This window comes from Pseudarcicella hirudinis, assembly GCF_900115665.1.
Lineage (GTDB): Bacteria > Bacteroidota > Bacteroidia > Cytophagales > Spirosomataceae > Pseudarcicella > Pseudarcicella hirudinis.
Genome location: NZ_FOXH01000014.1, coordinates 32581 through 51597, shown reverse-complemented (window position 1 = coordinate 51597; position 19017 = coordinate 32581). Strand labels below are relative to the sequence as shown.

9 protein-coding genes are annotated in these 19017 nt (G+C 39.2%); 1 reads left to right on the top strand and 8 read right to left on the bottom strand.

Annotated features, from left to right (window positions below; genetic code table 11):
- Nucleotides 1-145: 145 nt before the first annotated feature.
- Nucleotides 146-2749, top strand: a complete 2604-nt coding sequence (locus tag BM179_RS19755) for a T9SS type A sorting domain-containing protein (protein ID WP_143095275.1) — start codon at nt 146-148, stop codon at nt 2747-2749.
- A 131-nt stretch (nt 2750-2880) separates the two neighbouring features.
- Here the strand turns inward: BM179_RS19755 and BM179_RS19750 are convergent, their stop codons facing one another.
- From BM179_RS19750 to BM179_RS19715, 8 genes are all read right to left on the bottom strand, one after another.
- The gene (locus BM179_RS19750; protein ID WP_092018902.1) at nt 2881-3546 is read right to left on the bottom strand and encodes an ABC transporter ATP-binding protein; all 666 of its coding nucleotides are present in this window, start codon (nt 3544-3546) and stop codon (nt 2881-2883) included.
- Between the two features lie 84 nt (nt 3547-3630).
- Nucleotides 3631-6012 (bottom strand): ABC transporter permease, encoded by a 2382-nt coding sequence (locus BM179_RS19745; RefSeq protein WP_092018901.1) that lies wholly within the window; start codon nt 6010-6012, stop codon nt 3631-3633.
- 7 nt (nt 6013-6019) lie between these two features.
- Nucleotides 6020-6613, bottom strand: a complete 594-nt coding sequence (locus tag BM179_RS19740) for a hypothetical protein (protein WP_092018900.1) — start codon at nt 6611-6613, stop codon at nt 6020-6022.
- Nucleotides 6614-6669: 56 nt separating this feature from the next.
- A complete protein-coding gene (locus tag BM179_RS19735) occupies nt 6670-9054 on the bottom strand; it encodes an ABC transporter permease (protein WP_092018899.1) in 2385 nt (794 codons plus the stop codon).
- A gap of 233 nt (nt 9055-9287) precedes the next feature.
- Nucleotides 9288-11672 carry an ABC transporter permease gene (locus BM179_RS19730; RefSeq protein WP_092018898.1) on the bottom strand — a complete coding sequence of 795 codons (2385 nt, stop codon included), beginning with the start codon at nt 11670-11672 and terminating at the stop codon, nt 9288-9290.
- Between the two features lie 43 nt (nt 11673-11715).
- Nucleotides 11716-14139, bottom strand: coding sequence for an ABC transporter permease (locus BM179_RS19725; RefSeq protein WP_092018897.1), 2424 nt, complete (start codon nt 14137-14139; stop codon nt 11716-11718).
- Between the two features lie 14 nt (nt 14140-14153).
- Nucleotides 14154-16526: an ABC transporter permease gene (locus BM179_RS19720; protein WP_092018896.1), complete on the bottom strand. Its 2373-nt coding sequence runs from the start codon at nt 16524-16526 to the stop codon at nt 14154-14156.
- 12 nt (nt 16527-16538) lie between these two features.
- Nucleotides 16539-18959, bottom strand: a complete 2421-nt coding sequence (locus tag BM179_RS19715) for an ABC transporter permease (protein ID WP_092018895.1) — start codon at nt 18957-18959, stop codon at nt 16539-16541.
- Between the last annotated feature and the right edge of the window lie 58 nt (nt 18960-19017).

The following is a 19017-nucleotide window of genomic DNA, read 5'->3' as shown; positions in this document are numbered from 1 at the left end:
GAAGCCTGCCTCTACGCTTACTGTTCTTACAAAAATCAAAATGAATATTTTTTAGTTAACCCATAGCGGCATCATGATTGATGCTTAAGCAGAAGTATTGATGCCCAAACCCAAATTTTTTCTTAATACTTTAAAATCCACCGCCATGGAGAACTTATCTACTTTACGCCTGATTCTTGTGGTCGTCACAATGAATCTTGCTTATTGCTGCAATGCATTAAGCCTAATCACTGAAAATACCAGCCTGATTTTAAAAACGGAACTCAGGAAACCCTTAGAAAAAAAGCAGGACAAACAAACCCGGAAATTAAAATCACAAAGTACAGATGGCTCGCTTACCGGCGTAAAAATCCCGATAGATGCTAAAAGATGGTATCAGCTGAATAATGTAAGTAACGGATTAGACGGATTATTTGATGGAGATTTATATACGTCCGTTAATACAGGTTATGGGAAAGTATTAGCTAATTATGATGCTTACTATCCATTGAAAAATGATGAAGATATTACCATTCAGTCTATCAGATTTTTTGATGGAAACGGAACATTTGAAAATACCCCTCTAACGTTGTCAGTTATTAATGATCAATGGCAGCGCATCCCGATTGCTACTTTTACGGGAATTTCCTATAATGAATGGGTAGGCCCGGATCCCTCAAACCGCTATAATTATAATTTAACCAATCTCCCCGCCGGCAGAATCAGATATCTTGTTATCAACAGTTACGGAGATTACCCGAATGAAATTGAAATTTACGGTTCTTATTCAGGCGGAAGAGCCAGCCAGAGCAGAAAAATGGCGAATGTTTCCGCAAATTCTACGGCAACCACTACTCAGAGAACAGTCAAAATGAAAGATGGTTTTGGAGTAAACGGTTTTGAATGGGATTTCTTTGATCCTTATAATGCCATAGATATTGATCCGAATAAACTAAAAGCATTTAAACCATTCTCAGGTTTCAGACATTACATGGACTGGGAAAAACTGGAAAATGTGGAAGGAAGCTATTCCTACAATCCATGTTTTAACGGAGGATGGAATTACGATGCCATTTATGAACAATGTAAAAATGACGGGATTGAAGTTGTAGCTTGTTTACAGACTGTTCCCAAATGGATGACTGATACGTATCCGGCAGACCTGCAAAATCCTAATGTTGTTCCCGTGAAATACGGTAAAGATATCAAAGATCCTCATTCTTATATTGAGCAGGCCCGTGTCGGATTCCAATATGTTGCCAGATATGGCAGTAACCCCAATGTAGATCCGGGTTTACTCAGTGTTTATGATAAACCAAGATGGTACATGGACCGGGTCAATACACTTAAAATAGGTCTGGGAACCATCAAATATATTGAATGTGGCAATGAGCGAGATAAGTGGTGGGTCGGAAGAATCGGATACCAGACTGCCCGTGAATACGCAGCGAATTTATCTGCCTTTTATGACGGTCATAAAAATACCATGGGACCTGGCGCGGGAGTGAAGAATGCTGACCCGAATATCAAGGTGGTAATGTCTGGCCTGGCACTGGCAAGTCCTGACTATGTAAGAGGAATGATAGACTGGTGTAAGGAGTTCAGGGGATATAATCCGGACGGGACCGTAAATCTTTGCTGGGATGTGATAAATTACCATCATTATTCAAATAATGCAAGATCAAGCCAATGGGGAAACCCAACCCGTGGCAATGCCCCGGAATTGTCTGAAGCTGCTGATGTAGCAAAGGCTTTTGTACAAATGGCTCATAATGATGCTTATGATATGCCGGTATGGATTACAGAATTTGGTTATGATATCAACCAGGGAAGTAATCAGAAAGCTATTGCAATCGGAAATAAATCTGAAGCTATTACAATGGCTGACTGGGGTTTAAGATCTTCTTTAATGTATAACCGATATGGAATAGCCCGTTCATTCTTTTACGAGATGTATGATGATAATGTGGCAAATCCCTGGAGATTTGCTTCTTCCGGATTAATAAATGCAGATAAAACCCGCAAACCGATTGCAGATTACCTGTATCAGACAAATAACCTCGTCGGAGATTATGTGTACAAAGAAACACTTTCACAGGATCCGATTGTAGATCGTTACGAAAAAAACGGACAATCAGCGTATGTGTTATATATTCCTGATGAGGTAGGAAGAACCGGGAACTATACTTTGACAATTCCCGGTGCAACAGGAGCAAAAATGTATACTCCTATGGCAGGAAGAGATACAATGGATGTAGCCACACTTAGCGGAGGTACAGGGACCTTCAATGTGGTAGTGACGGAGACACCTGTTTTTGTCATACCCAGTGGCAGCGTCTCATCAAGCTCCGCAACAGAACCCGAAAGTGGACTGGGGGTTTTTAGTACACATTCTAATCCGGTTATTGTTACTGCAAGTGTCGGAACCCCTGATTTAACTGTAAAAGCTGTATCAAATGCTTTTGCTCCGGAAAAGCAAATCGCCTCTGTTTTATCTGAATCTCCTGTCGGACTGGATTTTCTGAAAACATATCCTAATCCTGCTTCAGACTTTTTAGTCGTTACTTTTGAAAACAATAATAACCAGGATATCGATGTAAAATTGATGGATACTGCTCTTGGTAAAGTAATGCTGAAAAACACTTACGGCAAGAGAGAGAATGTGTTTATGGAAAAAATTGATATCAGGAATATCAATACCGGATCTTACTTACTGGAAGTATTACAGGGAGAGGAAAGAGTGGTTAAAAAAGTTGTAAAAATAAACTGATCGGAGTGGAGATAATTATACCTGAAAATACAAAAGTCACGGCAAAGTAAATCTTCGCCGTGACTATCAATCCTTAAACCAAAACTACACAACTTCATCCAAAGCTGCGTAGCCTTCTTTTTTCTCACATACTAAACTTTTTCGATTCTACCATCCAGCAGGTTAATAATTCTGCTTCCGTATTCTGCGTTTTTTTCCGAGTGGGTTACCTGAATAATTGTAACACCTTCAGCATTTAGGGTTTTGAATAACTCCATAATCTCTTCTCCCTGTTTTGAATTGAGATTTCCGGTCGGTTCATCAGCCAGAATAAGCTTTGGATTGGTGATAATGGCACGGGCAATTCCTACAAGCTGCTGCTGGCCTCCTGAAAGCTGATTGGGAAACAGGTCTTTTTTCCCGACAATATTAAAACGGTCGAGAATATCTGCTACCATAGATTTTCTTTCCGAAGAACTGATGCCATGATAAAGTAACGGGGTTTCGATATTTTCATAAACAGTTAGTTCATCAATCAGGTGATAAGCCTGAAAAACGAAACCAATATGTTTTTTATATAGTTCAGATCTTTGTTTTTCTTTGATTTTTAAGACACTTTGATCAAGGAAAAGGTATTCGCCCTCATTTGGTTCGTCCATCATGCCTAAGAGGTGAAGGAGCGTGGATTTTCCGGAACCGGAAGGACCCATAATTGAAACAAATTCTCCTTCTTTTATGTCAAGGCTGATATCTCTCAACACGAAATTGCGGTTTGCCCCCGAATTGTACCAGCGAAATATATTCTTTAATTGAATCATGTTTTAAATAGTATTAGTTCTTAGTCTTTTTTCTTTTGTAAGAGTACTCCTTTGTAAAAAGATGATACCATTAGTTTTCTGCATTTACTCAGTTCGCAATGATTTTACAGGGTTTGCCATCGCCGCCGAAATCGCCTGATAACTTACTGTGACCAATGTGATGAAAACCGCAGAAAAACTTGCTAAAATGAAAATCCACCAGCCCATTTCAATGTGGTAGCTGTATTTCTGAAGCCAGGAATCCATAAACCAATAGGCAAGAGGTGTGGCAATCAGGCAGGAAAGCAGTACCAGTTTGATGAAATCTTTAGAAAGTAAGGTCCATAGACTTAAAATCGATGCACCCAATACTTTTCTGATTCCAATCTCTTTTGTTCTTTGTTCGGCCATATAAGCTGCCAGTCCAAACAAACCCAGGCAGGAAATGAAAATGGCCAATCCTGAGAAAATACCTGCCAAAGCGCCTATCTGATCTTCTGCTTTGAATTTTTTTCCAAACTCTTCATCTACAAAATTGTACTCGAAATTATAAGCAGGATTATATTTGTTCGTTATCGTTTTAATGGATTTCAAAGCCTTTCTCACATCAACATTTTCTTTTAATCTCAAACTGATATCACCGGAAGCATCAGCACTGAAAAAGGTTATGGAAGGCTCTACCACACTAAAAGGATTCTGACTTACTACATTTTCAGAAACCCCGATTATCCTAAGCTTTTTGTCTTGATCTCCATCAGAAAGAACAATCGTTTCTCCTATCGGGTTTTTAAAACCAATAATTTTCAGGGTTGCTTCATTGATAATTGCCGCAGAAGAATCTGTGGCAAACTCTCTTGAAAAACCACGGCCTGCTTTCATTTTCATCCCTAATGTTTTTTGATAGTCAAAATCTGTCTGTATCACTGAAAAAATCTGAACAACATTAGGGTCTTTCCCGGGCCAGGAGAAAGAGTCCCATTGGTTCCATATAGCAGTTGGCGGGCTGGATGACTTGCAAACAGCCTCTACCATATTTGTATTAAGCAAATCCTGCCTTAAGGTCTGGTAATTTTTCAACAGGTCAGAAGTCATCCCCAGTGATATGATATTGTTCGGATCATAACCTAAAGGCCTGTTTTTGGCATATTGAATTTGTTTGAAAATAATAATGGTACCAATAATGAGCGCAATCGAAAAGGTAAACTGAGTAACTACCAGAATTTTTCTTGGACTGCTACCCTTATTTCCCTGTGTTAAGGCACCTTTCAGGACATTTACTACAGAATAGGAGGACAGATAAAAAGCAGGGTAGCTTCCTGCTAAAAATCCTGTTATGATACAAACGCCTAATGCAGCCAGAATCAGCGGGAAATTGTCAAAATCGAAAGAAATATGCTGAAATCCGAAATCCTTTAGTAGCGGAAGAACCAATTGAATCAGTACTAATGACATGATAAATGCAATGAATGTAACCAGTAATGATTCACAAAGAAATTGCCAGATTAATTGTTTTCTCTGTGAACCGATAGCCTTACGAACACCCACTTCTCTGGCTCTTTTTTCAGAACGTGCCGTTGAAAGATTCATGAAATTGATACAGGCAATAAACAGCACAAAAAGTCCGATCAAACCAAACAAACGAACATCATCAATTCTGCCGCCTACATTTATCCAGTCCTTAAAGTCATTGTGAAGATGCCATTTGTTTAGAGGAAAGGCAAAGAGGGTACCCAGTTTTTTGTTTTGGGTTTTGATCTTGATAAGGTTAGTGATTTTAGCAGAAAAAGCCTCCATTGATGCACCTTCACGAACTTCAACCATCACCATGAGAAAGTTGTTTCTCCAGTTGGTTCGTTGGCTTTTGTAGAATTCATTAGACTGAATACTAAATTCAAAAGGCATTAAAAATTCAAAATCCAATGAGGAGTTTTTAGGAATATCTTTCAGAATACCTGTCACTAACATATCATGCTGGTTATCTACCCGAACGATTTTTCCGATAGGATCAGCGTTTTTAAACATAGCTTTGGCAGCAGATTCAGTCAGAACAATAGATCGTGGATTTTTCAGAACAGTTTCAATACTTCCCTGAATTAACGGATAGTCAAACATTTTCAGGAAATCCGGATCTACAAAATGCCCTTGTTTACTGAATTTTGATTCCCCAACCTTTAATCCGTGGAAATTGCCCCAATCTGCACGAGTGACATGTTTTATTTCAGGGTAATTTGTCTTAATTTCATCATAGACAGGTAAGCTTACGGCAATCTTGGTAGTTTTTTCGTGGTTGAATAAATTGTGTTTCCTGATCATAGCGATTCTGTCACCATTTTTATGGAAACTATCATAACTAAGTTCATACCTTACCCATAAACCAATAAGGATTGCAAAGGCCATTCCAACGGCGAGACCTGCAATATTGATAAAAGAATACACTTTGTTTCTCAAAAGTGTTCTTAATGCAATTTTCAGATAATTACTTAGCATAGAGGTTCTATTTTTTCAACGCTGAAATACCTATTTCTTTTTCAAATTCGTTCACAACCGCCTGTCTTTCCGCTTCCGACTTTTCTCCGGCATTTACTGTTTTTTCCGTGATATACTCCACTCCGTTTCTGGTATAGCGGTAACGCATGAAAAGTCTTCCGTTTTCAGGGTTGAATTTTACTTCTTTGGTAAAGGCATTGGCACCTCCTACGGCATAAGCTTCCTCATTTTTAGTTCTGGAAGAAATTACGGGTGCTTTTTTGTCTGAATGATGCATCGAAATTGACGCTGAAGGTGTTGCAGCGACTGGCTCAACCGGTTCTGCCGGAGCAACAGGCTCAACGGGTAGAGGGACATTCATTTCAACGTCTAACGAATCCATGATTTTTTCCTGGAGTTCTTCTTTCTCAGTTCTGCTGAGACTTTCTACATCAAATGTGCGCTGATAATTTACCTCTTTCCCGTTGATATTTCCTCTCACTCTGATCGAAAGAGTTTTTCCATTATCTTTTATACTTTTGCTGATCGAAGAATTAGTTTTCTGAGCCAGTACCAGCGTACTGATTCCGCAGATAATTATGAAAGTTAAGATAGTTTTCATGGTTTTTGATATTATTTGTTAACAGCCCGAAAATTTGAAGGCCCTGATTATTTCATTTATTCGGTTCTTAATGACTTCACCGGATTGGCCAGAGCAGCAGAAATCGCCTGATAACTTACGGTTGCCAGTGTAATAAAAATTGCACCTGCACCTGAAACGAGGAATACCCACCAGGAAATTTCAGAACGGTATTCATAATTCTGAAGCCAGTTACTCAAAAGGAAGTAAGCAGAAGGGGCGGCAATCAGGATAGAAATAACTACCAGTTTGATAAAATCCTTCGATAAAAGACTCCATAAGTTGAAAACCGAAGCACCCAGAACTTTTCTTACCCCGATTTCCTTGGTACGCTGTTCTGCCATAAAAGAAGCTAATCCGAAGAGGCCTAAGCAACTTATCAGAATGGCTAAAACGGCGAAAACACTCGCTAATTTTCCAACTCTTTCTTCCGACTGGAATTTCTTGGCATATTCCTCATCCACAAAATTATAGTCAAAAGGGCTGCCAGGATTAAATCTTTTGAAAACAGGTTCAATTTTAGCAAGAGATTCCCTTACCGGCAAGCCTGGTTTAAGGCGAACGGTAATGATATTCACCCATTCCATATTCATCAGAAAGACCGTTGGCTTGATAGGTCTGAACGGAGATTCCATAACAAGGTCTTTCACAATACCGATAATCTTCCATTTCTTATCATTCCATTTGATTGTTTCTCCGATCGGATTTTTTAATCCGGTGAGTTTGATAGCGGCCTCATTAAGAATTAAGGAGAGTGTATCTGTACCGTAATCACGGGAGAAATCACGACCTTCTTTAATTTTCCAGTGTACCGTTTTACCAAAGTCCCAGCTTACTGAAACTATGCCAAAAAGCGGAATAGCATTAGGGTCTTTTCCTTTCCAGTCGAAGCCGATCTGATTTGAATAAACTCCGGTTGTAGGGCTTGAAGATTCCGCCATGTTTTCCACCGCTCCCGTTTTAATCAGGTCATTTCTCAAAGCATCATAATGGCCATAAAGCTCAGGCGTGTTCATGTTAATCGAAATCATGCCTTCACGGTTATAGCCTACGGGTCTGCTTTTTGCGTATTGAATTTGTTTGAAAACGATAATCGTTCCGATAATAAGCGTCACAGAAACAGTGAATTGAACCACTACCAGGATTTTTCTGGGTAATGAGGCATATTTCCCAACCCTGAAAGTGCCTTTCAATACTTTTACAGGCTCAAATGATGAAAGGTAAAAGGCCGGATAACTTCCTGAAACCAATCCTGTAAATAAAGTAAAACTGATACAAATCAGCCAGAAAACCGGGTTTCCGAAAGGAATAGATATTTTCTTATCGGCCAGTTCATTGAAAAACGTCGGTAGAGATAGCTGAACAAGGATTACAGCCAGTACAAAAGCCATAAAAACAACCAGTAAAGATTCGCTCAGAAACTGATTTATCAGTTGTCTTCTTTCAGAACCGATAGCTTTTCTTACACCTACTTCTTTCGCTCTTTTCTCAGATCTGGCAGTACTCAGATTCATGAAATTGATGCAGGCCAATAAGAGTACAAAAGTCCCGATTATGCCGAAAAGCCATACAAACTGAATTCTTCCACCTGAGATATGTCCGTTTTTAAACTCAGAACGAAGATGCCATTCACACATCGGATGTAATAGAATTTCCTCTTTTCCGTCTGTGGCGGCATTAAGATGTTTCATTGGCACATCCTTAATTTTGGCAGTAATTCTTTCAAAATCATCGCTTCTGTTCAGCTGTACAAATAATTGAAAAGAGTGATTATTCCACTCGGTTTGAGAATTTTTTACCCATTGCTGCTCAGCCAGGTATTTGTCCCAGGGGATAAAAAAGTTTGAATTATGAAATTCAGAATTATAAGGTAAATCTTTGTAAACTCCGGCTACTTTGAAAAAGGTTTTATTATCCAGTTTCACCAGTTTATTCATCGGGTCCAGTTCCCCGAATAAAATTTTGGATAAAGACTCCGTCAAAAGAATTGAGGATGGATCAGAAAGGGCTTTGATGTTTCCCTTTAACATTTTCAGCGTAAGCATTTCCGGCAATTCTGGTTGAACCCACATGCCATCTTTGGAAAATTTGTTCTCTCCGTAAGCGATAATATGGCCAAAATTCCATGAAGCCATAGCAACTTTCCTGAAATCTTTCGGATACTTAATCTTAAGTTCCTCAGATAATGGAATAGCGACTGCCTGTCCTGTTCCGGTTTCACCATTAAAGGTTTGGGTTGTCATTACCTGACCCAGCGTTTCATAGTTTTCATGACAAGTATCAAAAGATAATTCGTCATAAATCCAAAGCCCTATCAGCATAGCTACAGCCATTCCTACAGATAATCCAAAGATATTAATGAAGGAGAAACCTTTATTCTGGCGAAGATTTCTTAATGCGATTTTGATATAGTTTTGAAACATAGTGCAAAGAGTCGAGAATGGGAAGAGTCTGTACTAAATTTCAAGAAAAGAATATGCCACTTTTTTAGTGGTTTGATTTTCAGTGGATTATGTTTTATTTAAAAAAATAAGGTGTTCGTTTTTGATACACTTTATGTTCGGAAATGGTCAATCAGAAGAAAGGAGGGGAGGTGTCAGAAAGTCAGAGAATCTGTACTTTTAATCCATACAGATTCTCCGGATGAGCCATATATTTATTCGGTTCTTATACTTTTTACAGGATTAGCAACGGCCGCTTTAATGGCCTGGAAACTGACAGTCAGCAAGGTAATTGCCATAGCACCCATACCTGAAACCAGGAAGATCCACCATGAAATTTCAGTACGGTATTCATATTTCTGTAACCAGTTGTTCATAAACAGATAAGCAGCAGGTGCGGAAATCAGCAGAGAAATGATAATAAGTGAAACAAAATCTTTTGATAACAAACGCCATACGTTAAAAATGGACGCACCCAGAATTTTCCGGATTCCGATTTCTTTAGTTCTTTGTTCTGCTACAAATGAGGCAAGTCCGAAAAGCCCTAAACAGCTGATAAAGATGGCTAAAACAGTGAAAACTCCGGCTAATTTTCCAATCCGTTCCTCGTCTCCGAACTTGCGGGCGTACTCATCATCTACAAACCAGTAGTCGAAAGGAGCAGAAGGGTTGTATTTTTTAAAAACAGATTCAATTTTTGCCAAAGCCTGAGACGAACTCATTTTAGGATTTATTTTGAGGTTGATGAAATTTGCCCATTCATAATCCAGCATATAAACGGTACGGAAGACAGGCTGATAAGGTGACTCCATGACCATGTCTTTTATCACGCCAATTACTTTGTAAGGTTTTCCATCGGCTTTAACTGTTTTCCCGATCGGATCTTTAAACCCCATAAATTTTGCAGCAGCCTCATTCAGTATGATTCCTGATGAATCTGTGGAAAAATTCCTGGAAAAATCCCTTCCGGCTGCAAATGTCCATCCGATAGATTTTCCGAAGTCATGTGTTATGGCCACCGTCCCCAGATTTCCCTGAATGCTTGGATCTTTGCCATCCCATTCATATCCGTTGTTAATGGCCGATATACCGGTAGTCGGGCCGGAAGACTGCGACATTTCTGCAACCGCTCCTGTTTTCAGCAGGTCGTTACGGAGTGCATTGTAATGTCCTTTAAAGTCGGGGGTATTCATGAGAATGTTAATCAGACCGCTGCGATCATATCCGCTGGGGCGATTTTTAGCAAATTGAATCTGTTGGAAAACGATGATAGTTCCGATAATTAATGTGATAGAGACGGTGAATTGCAGGACAACCAGTACCTTGCGGGGAGCAGAAGCGAAACGACCTGCCTGAAAAGTACCTTTCAGCACTTTTACAGGCTGAAATGAGGATAAGTAAAGTGCCGGATAGCTTCCGGCAATCAGGCCGGTAAATAAGCTGAAACTTATTCCTGAAGTCCAGAACAGGGGGCTTGTCCATAAAATACTTATTTGTTTGTTCGAAAGCTGATTGAAATAGGGCAAGGTAAGCTGTACCAGAACCAGCGACAGAAGCAATGCAAAAACAGATACCAAAACAGATTCACTGAAAAACTGACCAATCAGCTGGCTTCTCATAGAGCCAATGGCTTTTCTGATACCTACTTCCTTGGCCCGTTTTTCGGAACGGGCAGTAGCCAGGTTCATAAAATTGATACAGGCTAATAGCAAAACAAAACTTCCGATAATCCCGAAAAGCCATACAAACTGAATTCTTCCTCCAACGTTTTTACCATCTTTAAATTCAGAATATAAATGCCATTTTTTCATAGGATGAAGAAAAACTTCCGGCTTAAATGCAGCGTTAACTTTACTTACTCTTTTGAGTTTAACATCCTTGATTTTCACTGAAACTTTATCCATGTCAGCATGGTCTGCAATTTGGGCAAAAGCCTGAAAAGCATTGCTGCGCCATGGGTCGGTGGTTTTTTCAGGCCAGTTATTATCATTGATATACAAATCCCAGGGCGCAATAAAGTTCAGATCCTGAAAGTCAGAATTGAAAGGTAAGTCCTCATACACCCCGCTGACTTTAACCGTGAAGTTATTGTCAATTTTCAGGAGTTTATCCATCGGGTCAGCTTTATCAAACAATGCTTTTGCTACAGATTCCGAAAGAATGATAGAATGGGTTTCTTTCAGCGCTTTGCGTGTTCCCTTAAGCATTTTCAGAGATAACATTTCGGTGATCTGAGGTTCAAAATAATTACCGGACTGAGCGATTTTCTTTTCCCCGAAGGATAAAACATGTTTACCGTTCCATGATGACATGCTCACATATTTGAAATCACTTCCGTATGTTTTTCTGATTTCATCAGCCATCAGATAGGGAACGGCGGTCTGAGAACCGACTTTTCCGTTGAAAGTCTGGTTTTGCATGACAATAGCAAGACGATCATAGTTTTGGAAAGACTTATTGAAAGAAAGTTCATCATAAATCCATAAGCCGATGAGCATAGCTACGGCCATTCCTACGGCGAGTCCGATGATATTGATGAATGAATAAACCTTGTTTCTTTTAAGATTTCTCAGGGCTATTTTTAGGAAATTATTAAACATAGTTCTTTTCCGGTTATTAAATGAGGGTCTTGAAATCTGTTAATTATTCTGTCCTTAAGGACTTTACCGGATTCATCAGTGCTGCTCTAATGGCCTGATAACTGATTGTAATTAAAGCAATCAGAACCGCAATGGTTCCTGCCAGCACAAATATCAGCCAGGAGATTTCTACCCGGTAAGCAAAATCAGTGAGCCATTTGTTCATAAAATAATAAGCGAGCGGACTGGAAATCAGAAGAGCAATACCGACTAAAATCAGGAAGTCTTTCGATAAAAGTCCGGTAATATTCATAACGCTGGCTCCAAGTACTTTACGAATTCCGATTTCTTTAGTCCGTGATTCGACCGTGAAAGTGGCTAATCCGAATAATCCGAGACAGGCAATGACAATTGCCCAGACGGAGGCAGTGGTGAATAAAGAACTATATTGTTTTTCGTTCAGATACTGTTTGTTGAAATTGTCATCCACGAAAAAATATTCAAAAGGATTTCCCGGGAAAAATGTTTTATACAATTTTTCAAGAGACGCTATTTTCTCCTGCATCTTCTCTGAGTTCAGCCGGATGGTAATGTATTTTCCATTATTCTGAGGATAGAAAATAATCGGATCAATGGTTTTTTGAAGACCGGTATGGTGATAATCTTTTACCACACCAATGATTTCCAGATAGCGTTCATCCCATTTGATTTTACTTCGTACAGCCTCTTCTGCCGAATTAAATCCCAATTCTTTGACCGCTCTTTCATTCAGCATTACTTTGCTGTTATTATTCCAGTCAACATCACATTCCTGTGGGGTAAAATTCCTTCCCGTTTTGATTTTTATGCCATAGGTTTTCAGATATCTGTCTCCCACAATAGCAAAAGCATAGGATTTCTGTTCATCACCTGCTTTTGATTTTGCAGAAGTAAAACCGCCGGTATTGAAATTGTACCATTTCCCCGGAATACTTCCGCTGGTTGAATAGTCGCTGATATAACTCTCTTTGGCAACTTCGTTCCAAAATCCATTTCGCCGGTCTTTAAAACTGCTGTCTTTGCCAAGTTCCGGTCCCTGAATCACCAGTAACTGGTTGATATCCATGCCTAAATCCTGTTTTTGCATGTATTGCAGCTGAGCGTAAATGAGAATTGTAAAAAGAATCAGTGCAATTGAAATGCTGAATTGAGATACGACTAAAGATTTCCGAAGCAAAACGCCCTTAATTGTTTTAGTGATTTTACCTTTTAAGGTATCAACAGGTTTGAAGTTTGATAAAGCGGAGGCTGTATAAATACCAGACAGAAAAGAACCAGTTGTCAGTAAACAAAGTCCGTATATCCAGACGGAAGAGCCGCTTAATGTTAAGATAGAAAGGTTTTTGCCGATCAGATCATTAAAAAAAGGCTGAAGAAGCATTACCAGAAAGGTTGCCAGTCCAAATGCCAGGAGATTTACTAAAAGAGATTCACTGAGAAATTGCCCGATCAGATTGGCCTGAGTGGCTCCGATTACTTTTCTTACCCCTACTTCATTAGCCTTTTTCAGAGCATTAGCTGTACTGAGATTGATGTAATTAAACCAGGCAATTATCAGAATCAGAAAGGCGATTCCTGCCAGCATATAAATGTATTTTACATTACCTGTATGCTGTAAGGGATCACTGAAAGAGGTCGCTAAATGTGTACTGGAAAAAGGTTGAATTTTAAAAACAATGGCATCTTTCTCAACTTGCAGAGATCTTCTCAGTTTTGTCAGTTTCTTTTCCAGGGCCTGAAAATCAGCATTTTTGTCGAGAAGAAGAAATGCATTAATATATTGTGAATCCAGGTTATCAAGATTTGCCCAATCATTTCCGTTCAGATTGGCCGGATTTCTCAAAGTTTCCAGCGAAAACAGCATATCAAAATTAATGTCTGAATTTTCGCCCATATCGGCATAAACACCTTCTACCGTATAAAGTTTATGGCCAAACTGATTGTGCAGACCAAGTGTTTTACCTATTGGGTTTTCATTGCCAAAGTATTTTTTGGCATAAGATTCTGACAGGAATACTACAGAAGGATTGGCCAATGATTCTGGATTCCCGGATTTCAGCGGAAAGCTGAAAAAGTCGAAGAAATTGCCTTCTGCGTAACCTATCTGCTGTTCCCGGAAAGAAATGTTTTTCTCATCGTTTTTTACAATTCCCTGCGCAATTCCTTCCGCAAACCTTGAATATCCTTTGATTTCAGGCAGATCTTTTGTTTGATTCATCCAGCCCGGTTCAATCTGAGGCCAGTTTTCACCCTGTGGATTCTGGCAGAGTACCCGATACATTTCCGGCAGATTGGTATGAAACTGGTTAACACTTTTCTCCAGACTGACATATTCCAGAATCAACAGAAATGCTGCAATGCCCATTGCCAGGCCGACAATATTGATGAAACCATAGACCTTGTTGCGAAGAAGGTTCCGTAAAGCGATTTTGAAATAGTTTCTGATCATGGCATTGCTGTTGATTATTCTGTTCTCAATGTTTTTACCGGATTGGATTTTGCTACTTTGATTGCCTGAAAGCTAATGGTAACAATTGTTATAATTATTGCCATTAATCCTGATAATATAAAAACACCAGCTCCGATGTTGATACGGTAATTATATTTTAATAGCCAGTTATTCAAAAAATAAAATGCTACAGGAGATGCAATTACGCAGCTTATCAATACCAGTACAATAAAGTCTTTCGATAACAAAGTCCAGATTTGCAGCACTGATGCGCCAAGTATTTTCCGTATGCCAATTTCTTTAGTGCGTTGTTCTGCTACATAAGCGGCAAGCCCGAACAAACCAAGACAAGAAATGAAAATAGCAAGCATGGCAAATATGCCGGACAGTTTTCCGATCAGCACTTCCAATTTGAATTTTGCAGCATAGTTTTCGTCCACAAATGAATATTTATAAGGATATGCAGGACTGTACTTGTTGAAAACAGAGGTCAATTGTACGATTGCATCCTGCGTTTTTATATTCGGTGACAAACGATAGAGCATAATGTTTTGTCTGGTGGGATAACAATAAAACATCATAGGATCGGCAGATGAAAATGGAGATATCATTAATGCATCTTTCACTATACCGGCAATTTTGTATTGCTTTTTGCCATAAGTAATTGATTGACTTACAGGGTTTTTAATTTGAAGGCGACTGATGGCCGCTTCATTAAATATCACGCTTGTTGTATCGTAGATATTTGTAAAATTTCTTCCTTCCTTCATTGCCATGCCCATCGTTTTAAAATAATCTTCCGACACGAAAACCGTTCCCATTTCTACTGTTTCTCCTGCATTTTTGCCCGGCCACTGATCTATATCTGAATGCCAGCTGACATCTGTGGCAGGAGTGGTAGAAGTTGTTATACTTTCAACAATTCCTTTTTGTATCAATTCATTTTTGAGTGCTGTAAAGTTTTTGTCAAGATCATTATTCATTGCGGATTGTATCAGCCTGTTCATATCATAGCCACTTGGTCTGTTTTTGGCATATTGTATTTGCTGATAAATAATAACAGTGCTAATGATTAATGCGATGGAACAACTGAATTGTAGTACTACCAGGATTTTTCTGGAAACAGACCGTGTTTTTCCCGGATGCATTGTACCTTTTAAAACTTGTACCGGTTGAAATGATGAAAGATAAAAGGCTGGTTTACTTCCGGCAATAATGGAAGTAAGCAAGACGCAGCCAAACATAAGAAGCCAGAAAAATGCATTTGAAAAAGGTATCCCGATTTTACCACCTGTGAGTGCATTGAATGCGGGTAATGTCATTTGTACAAAGACCATTGAAAAAACAAATGCAATAAGTGTGAGCAAAAATGATTCAGAAAGAAACTGAATAATCAGATCCTTTTGCAGTGATCCTATGGCTTTCCTGACACCCACTTCTTTGGCTCTTTTTTCAGAACGGGCAGTTGTGAGGTTTACAAAATTGATGCAAGCTATTAACAGTACTAAAGTCCCGATAATTGTGAACATGTTCACATATTCTAAGAAGCCCGCAGTATCTTTACCGTTTACATAATTGGAGTATAAATGCCACCGTTGTAAAGGCTGGAATGTAACATAAGAGTTTTTAGCGTTAAGACTGCCAGTTTCAACATGGGTAATCAGTCTTATTTTTGGTGCTACCTGCGCATAGGAAATACCAGGTTTTAGTTTTACAAAAGTTTGATAGCCGTTCATGCCAAAACTTCCTGTGTACTGGGCTTTTATGGCCGGGTCTTTTTGAGCTACATAACTAAAAGGAACAATAAAGTTGAAATTGAAAGATGAATTAGAAGGGAGGTCTTTCAATATACCTGTTACTTTTAAATCATTCTCGTTATCAAAACGCACCATTTTATTAATGGGGTTTTCCTTTCCGAAAAGGGCAGTAGCTGTTGATTGTGTAAGTACAATTGAATAAGCATCCTGGAAAACAGTATTGGCATTTCCGGATAACAACGGAAATTGAAACATTTTTAAAAAATCGCCGCCTATTTGTCCACCTTGAATAAACAGTTTTTTATCACCTACCATCAGCCCGTGTGAACCCATCCAATCGCTTTCTGCCACATATTCAATTTCAGGAACCTGGTTACGTAAAGCATCTGCAAGCCGTAAAGAGGTGGATTGAAATGTGAGAGTATCTCCATTGCTGTTAAAGTTTCTTTGAACACGATACAATTGCGCATAGTCCGGAAGAAATTTATCGTAAGAATATTGATTATATACCCAAAGCCCAATCAATAATGCAACAGCCATACCCGTAGCAAGCCCTAAAATATTCAGCATGCTGTATCCGATTGTTCCGGTAATATTCCTAAAGGCGATTTTGAAATAGTTTCTGATCATGATATTGCTGTTTTATTCAGTTCTCAATGTTTTTACCGGATTCGCCAATGCGGCTTTGATTGCCTGATAACTGATTGTCAAAGAGGCGATTATTGCGGATGAAACACCTGCCACAATAAATACAAGCCAACTGATATCAATCCGGTAAGCAAAATCCTGTAACCATTTGCTCATCGTCCAGTAACTTAACGGAAATGCCATAACACAGGCAATCAGAATCAGTTTTAAGAAATCTTTAGACAATAATCCTATGATCTGAGGAATATCAGCACCTAAAACTTTCCGGATACCAATTTCTTTAGTTCTTTGTTCAGCAGTAAATGTGGCCAGACCGAATAAACCAAGACAAGCGACAAAGATGGTTAATGCTGCAAAAATGCCCAGAATAGTACCGGTTTTCTGCTCCACCTTATACATATTGTTGAAATCTTCATCCATAAAAGCATAAGAAAACGGCTGGTCAACATTAAAGGCGGCCCATTGCTTTTTTATATTATTCAGTAATCCTGAAACATCTTTGGTTTTTACTTTTACAATCAGTCCCGGACTGCTTTCCATCACCATTAAAAGCGGAGTAATGCTTTCATGAAGTGATTTGAAATGGAAGTTTTTCACGACTCCGATTACGTGATATCTGATCTTTAAACCATCGTTATTTTTAAGTCGTGTAATGTTATGGCCGACTGCATTGACTCCCCAGCCAAAAGCTTTTGCAGCTGATTCATTGATAATAATTCCGGTTGAATCTGTCGGAAACTCTTTTGAGAAGTTCCTTCCGGAAACCATTTGCATTCCCATGGTCGGAATGTATTGATCGTCAATGTGATATTCCAATGTTCTCATCATCTGAGTGTCATCGTTTTCGGCATAAGCCATCGAGTTGTTTGAGTCAGTATCCCCGGCAGGTTTGTAACCGGAGGTAGTAACATTGGCAACTCTTGGATCTTTCAGTAATTCTTTACGCAGAACGTCTTCATTTTTGCCAAGAGCCCATGTTCCTTTCAAGACCAGTAACTGGTCTTTTTCATAGCCTAACTTTTTATGCTGGATATAGGAAAGCTGTTGATAGACCACTATTGTACCGACAATCAGACTGACCGAAATAAAGAACTGGAAAACAACCAGTCCGCTGCGTAAACTGATACTTCCTCTTCCGGTAGAAAATTTCCCTTTAAGTACTTCAACCGGTTTAAAAGACGACAGGAAAAAAGCAGGATAACTTCCGGCCAATATCCCGACCAGTAATCCGAAAGGTATTAAACTCAGAAGTAGTAAATAATGCTCTTTGATATCTATGCTTAAATGCTTGCCTGAAAGCTCGTTGAAAGTTGGCAGCGCAATCTGGACAAGGGCAATTGCCAAAACCAAAGCGATGGACGTCAGGACAATGGATTCCAGCAGAAATTGTCTGATTAATTCATATTTAACGGAGCCAAGTACTTTACGAACGCCTACTTCTCTTGCTCTTTTTGAAGCTTCCGCAGTAGAGAGGTTGGTGAAGTTGATACAGGCGATAATTAACATAAAAATAGCAATGGCACCAAAAATATAAACGTATCTGATATCTCCGTTCGCTTCCAGTTCCCCCGTCATATCAGATTTTAAGTGAATATCGGTTAGTGGTTGCAGGAAAAGGCCAAGTTTGTTTCCTTTTTTCTGAAACTGAGAAATGCTGACACCCATCGCCTGTTTGATCTGAGGTCCCATATATTTTTCCACAGTCTGAGGCAGTTTTGCTTCCAGCTTTTTATAATCATATCCATCCTGAAGTACAAGGTAGGTAAAGTAACCGGAGCTCATCCAGGAAGAACTTTTGGCATCAGGATTACTGACCAGCGAACCCAGCATATCGAAATGAAAATGGGAATTTGAAGGCATTTTTTCAATTACTCCGGTTACTTTATAAAGGGTTTTCCAGCTTTTAATGTTGAGAACTTTCCCGATCGGATTTTCATCCCCGAAATATTTGTGAGCAAACTCTTCCGTAATGACCATACTATTGGGTTGAGACAGGGCTGTTTTAGCATTACCTTGCAGCATAGGTATTGAGAAAACTTCAAAGAAATTGGCATCTGCAAAGCCGAGAGCCCCTTCTCTGAAGGATTTTTCTCTGTATTCAATGGTTGGTGTACCACTTGTCTGAATACGGGTAGCTTCCTTTACTTCCGGGAAATCCTGAAGCAGTACCTGTGCTGTTGGCGGCATTACAGTTGCTTCAGCAATTTTCCCTCCATTGATTGAGGCTTTAAAGACTACTCTCACTATTTTGTCAGCTTTCTCGTTAAAGCGATCGTAGCTCAATTCATCTTTTACAAAAAGCATGATTATCAGGCAGGTAGCTATGCCGATAGAAAGTCCGATAACATTGATGGCCGAAAAGACTTTATTTCTCTTTAAATTACGGATTGCGATTTTAAGATAATTTTTTATCATGATATTTAGCAGATAAGACTGTTAATAAATTGACCCGGATAACCTGAAAAAAACGGGA

What these genes read in the sequence shown, in the direction of transcription:
- BM179_RS19715 (WP_092018895.1), bottom strand. Translation starts at nt 18,959, where the DNA reads ATGATAAAAAATTATCTTAAAATCGCAATCCGTAATTTAAAGAGAAAT.
- BM179_RS19730 (WP_092018898.1), bottom strand. Translation starts at nt 11,672, where the DNA reads ATGTTTAATAATTTCCTAAAAATAGCCCTGAGAAATCTTAAAAGAAAC.
- BM179_RS19745 (WP_092018901.1), bottom strand. Translation starts at nt 6,012, where the DNA reads ATGCTAAGTAATTATCTGAAAATTGCATTAAGAACACTTTTGAGAAAC.
- BM179_RS19725 (WP_092018897.1), bottom strand. Translation starts at nt 14,139, where the DNA reads ATGATCAGAAACTATTTCAAAATCGCTTTACGGAACCTTCTTCGCAAC.
- BM179_RS19750 (WP_092018902.1), bottom strand. Translation starts at nt 3,546, where the DNA reads ATGATTCAATTAAAGAATATATTTCGCTGGTACAATTCGGGGGCAAAC.
- BM179_RS19755 (WP_143095275.1), top strand. Translation starts at nt 146, where the DNA reads ATGGAGAACTTATCTACTTTACGCCTGATTCTTGTGGTCGTCACAATG.
- BM179_RS19720 (WP_092018896.1), bottom strand. Translation starts at nt 16,526, where the DNA reads ATGATCAGAAACTATTTCAAAATCGCCTTTAGGAATATTACCGGAACA.
- BM179_RS19740 (WP_092018900.1), bottom strand. Translation starts at nt 6,613, where the DNA reads ATGAAAACTATCTTAACTTTCATAATTATCTGCGGAATCAGTACGCTG.
- BM179_RS19735 (WP_092018899.1), bottom strand. Translation starts at nt 9,054, where the DNA reads ATGTTTCAAAACTATATCAAAATCGCATTAAGAAATCTTCGCCAGAAT.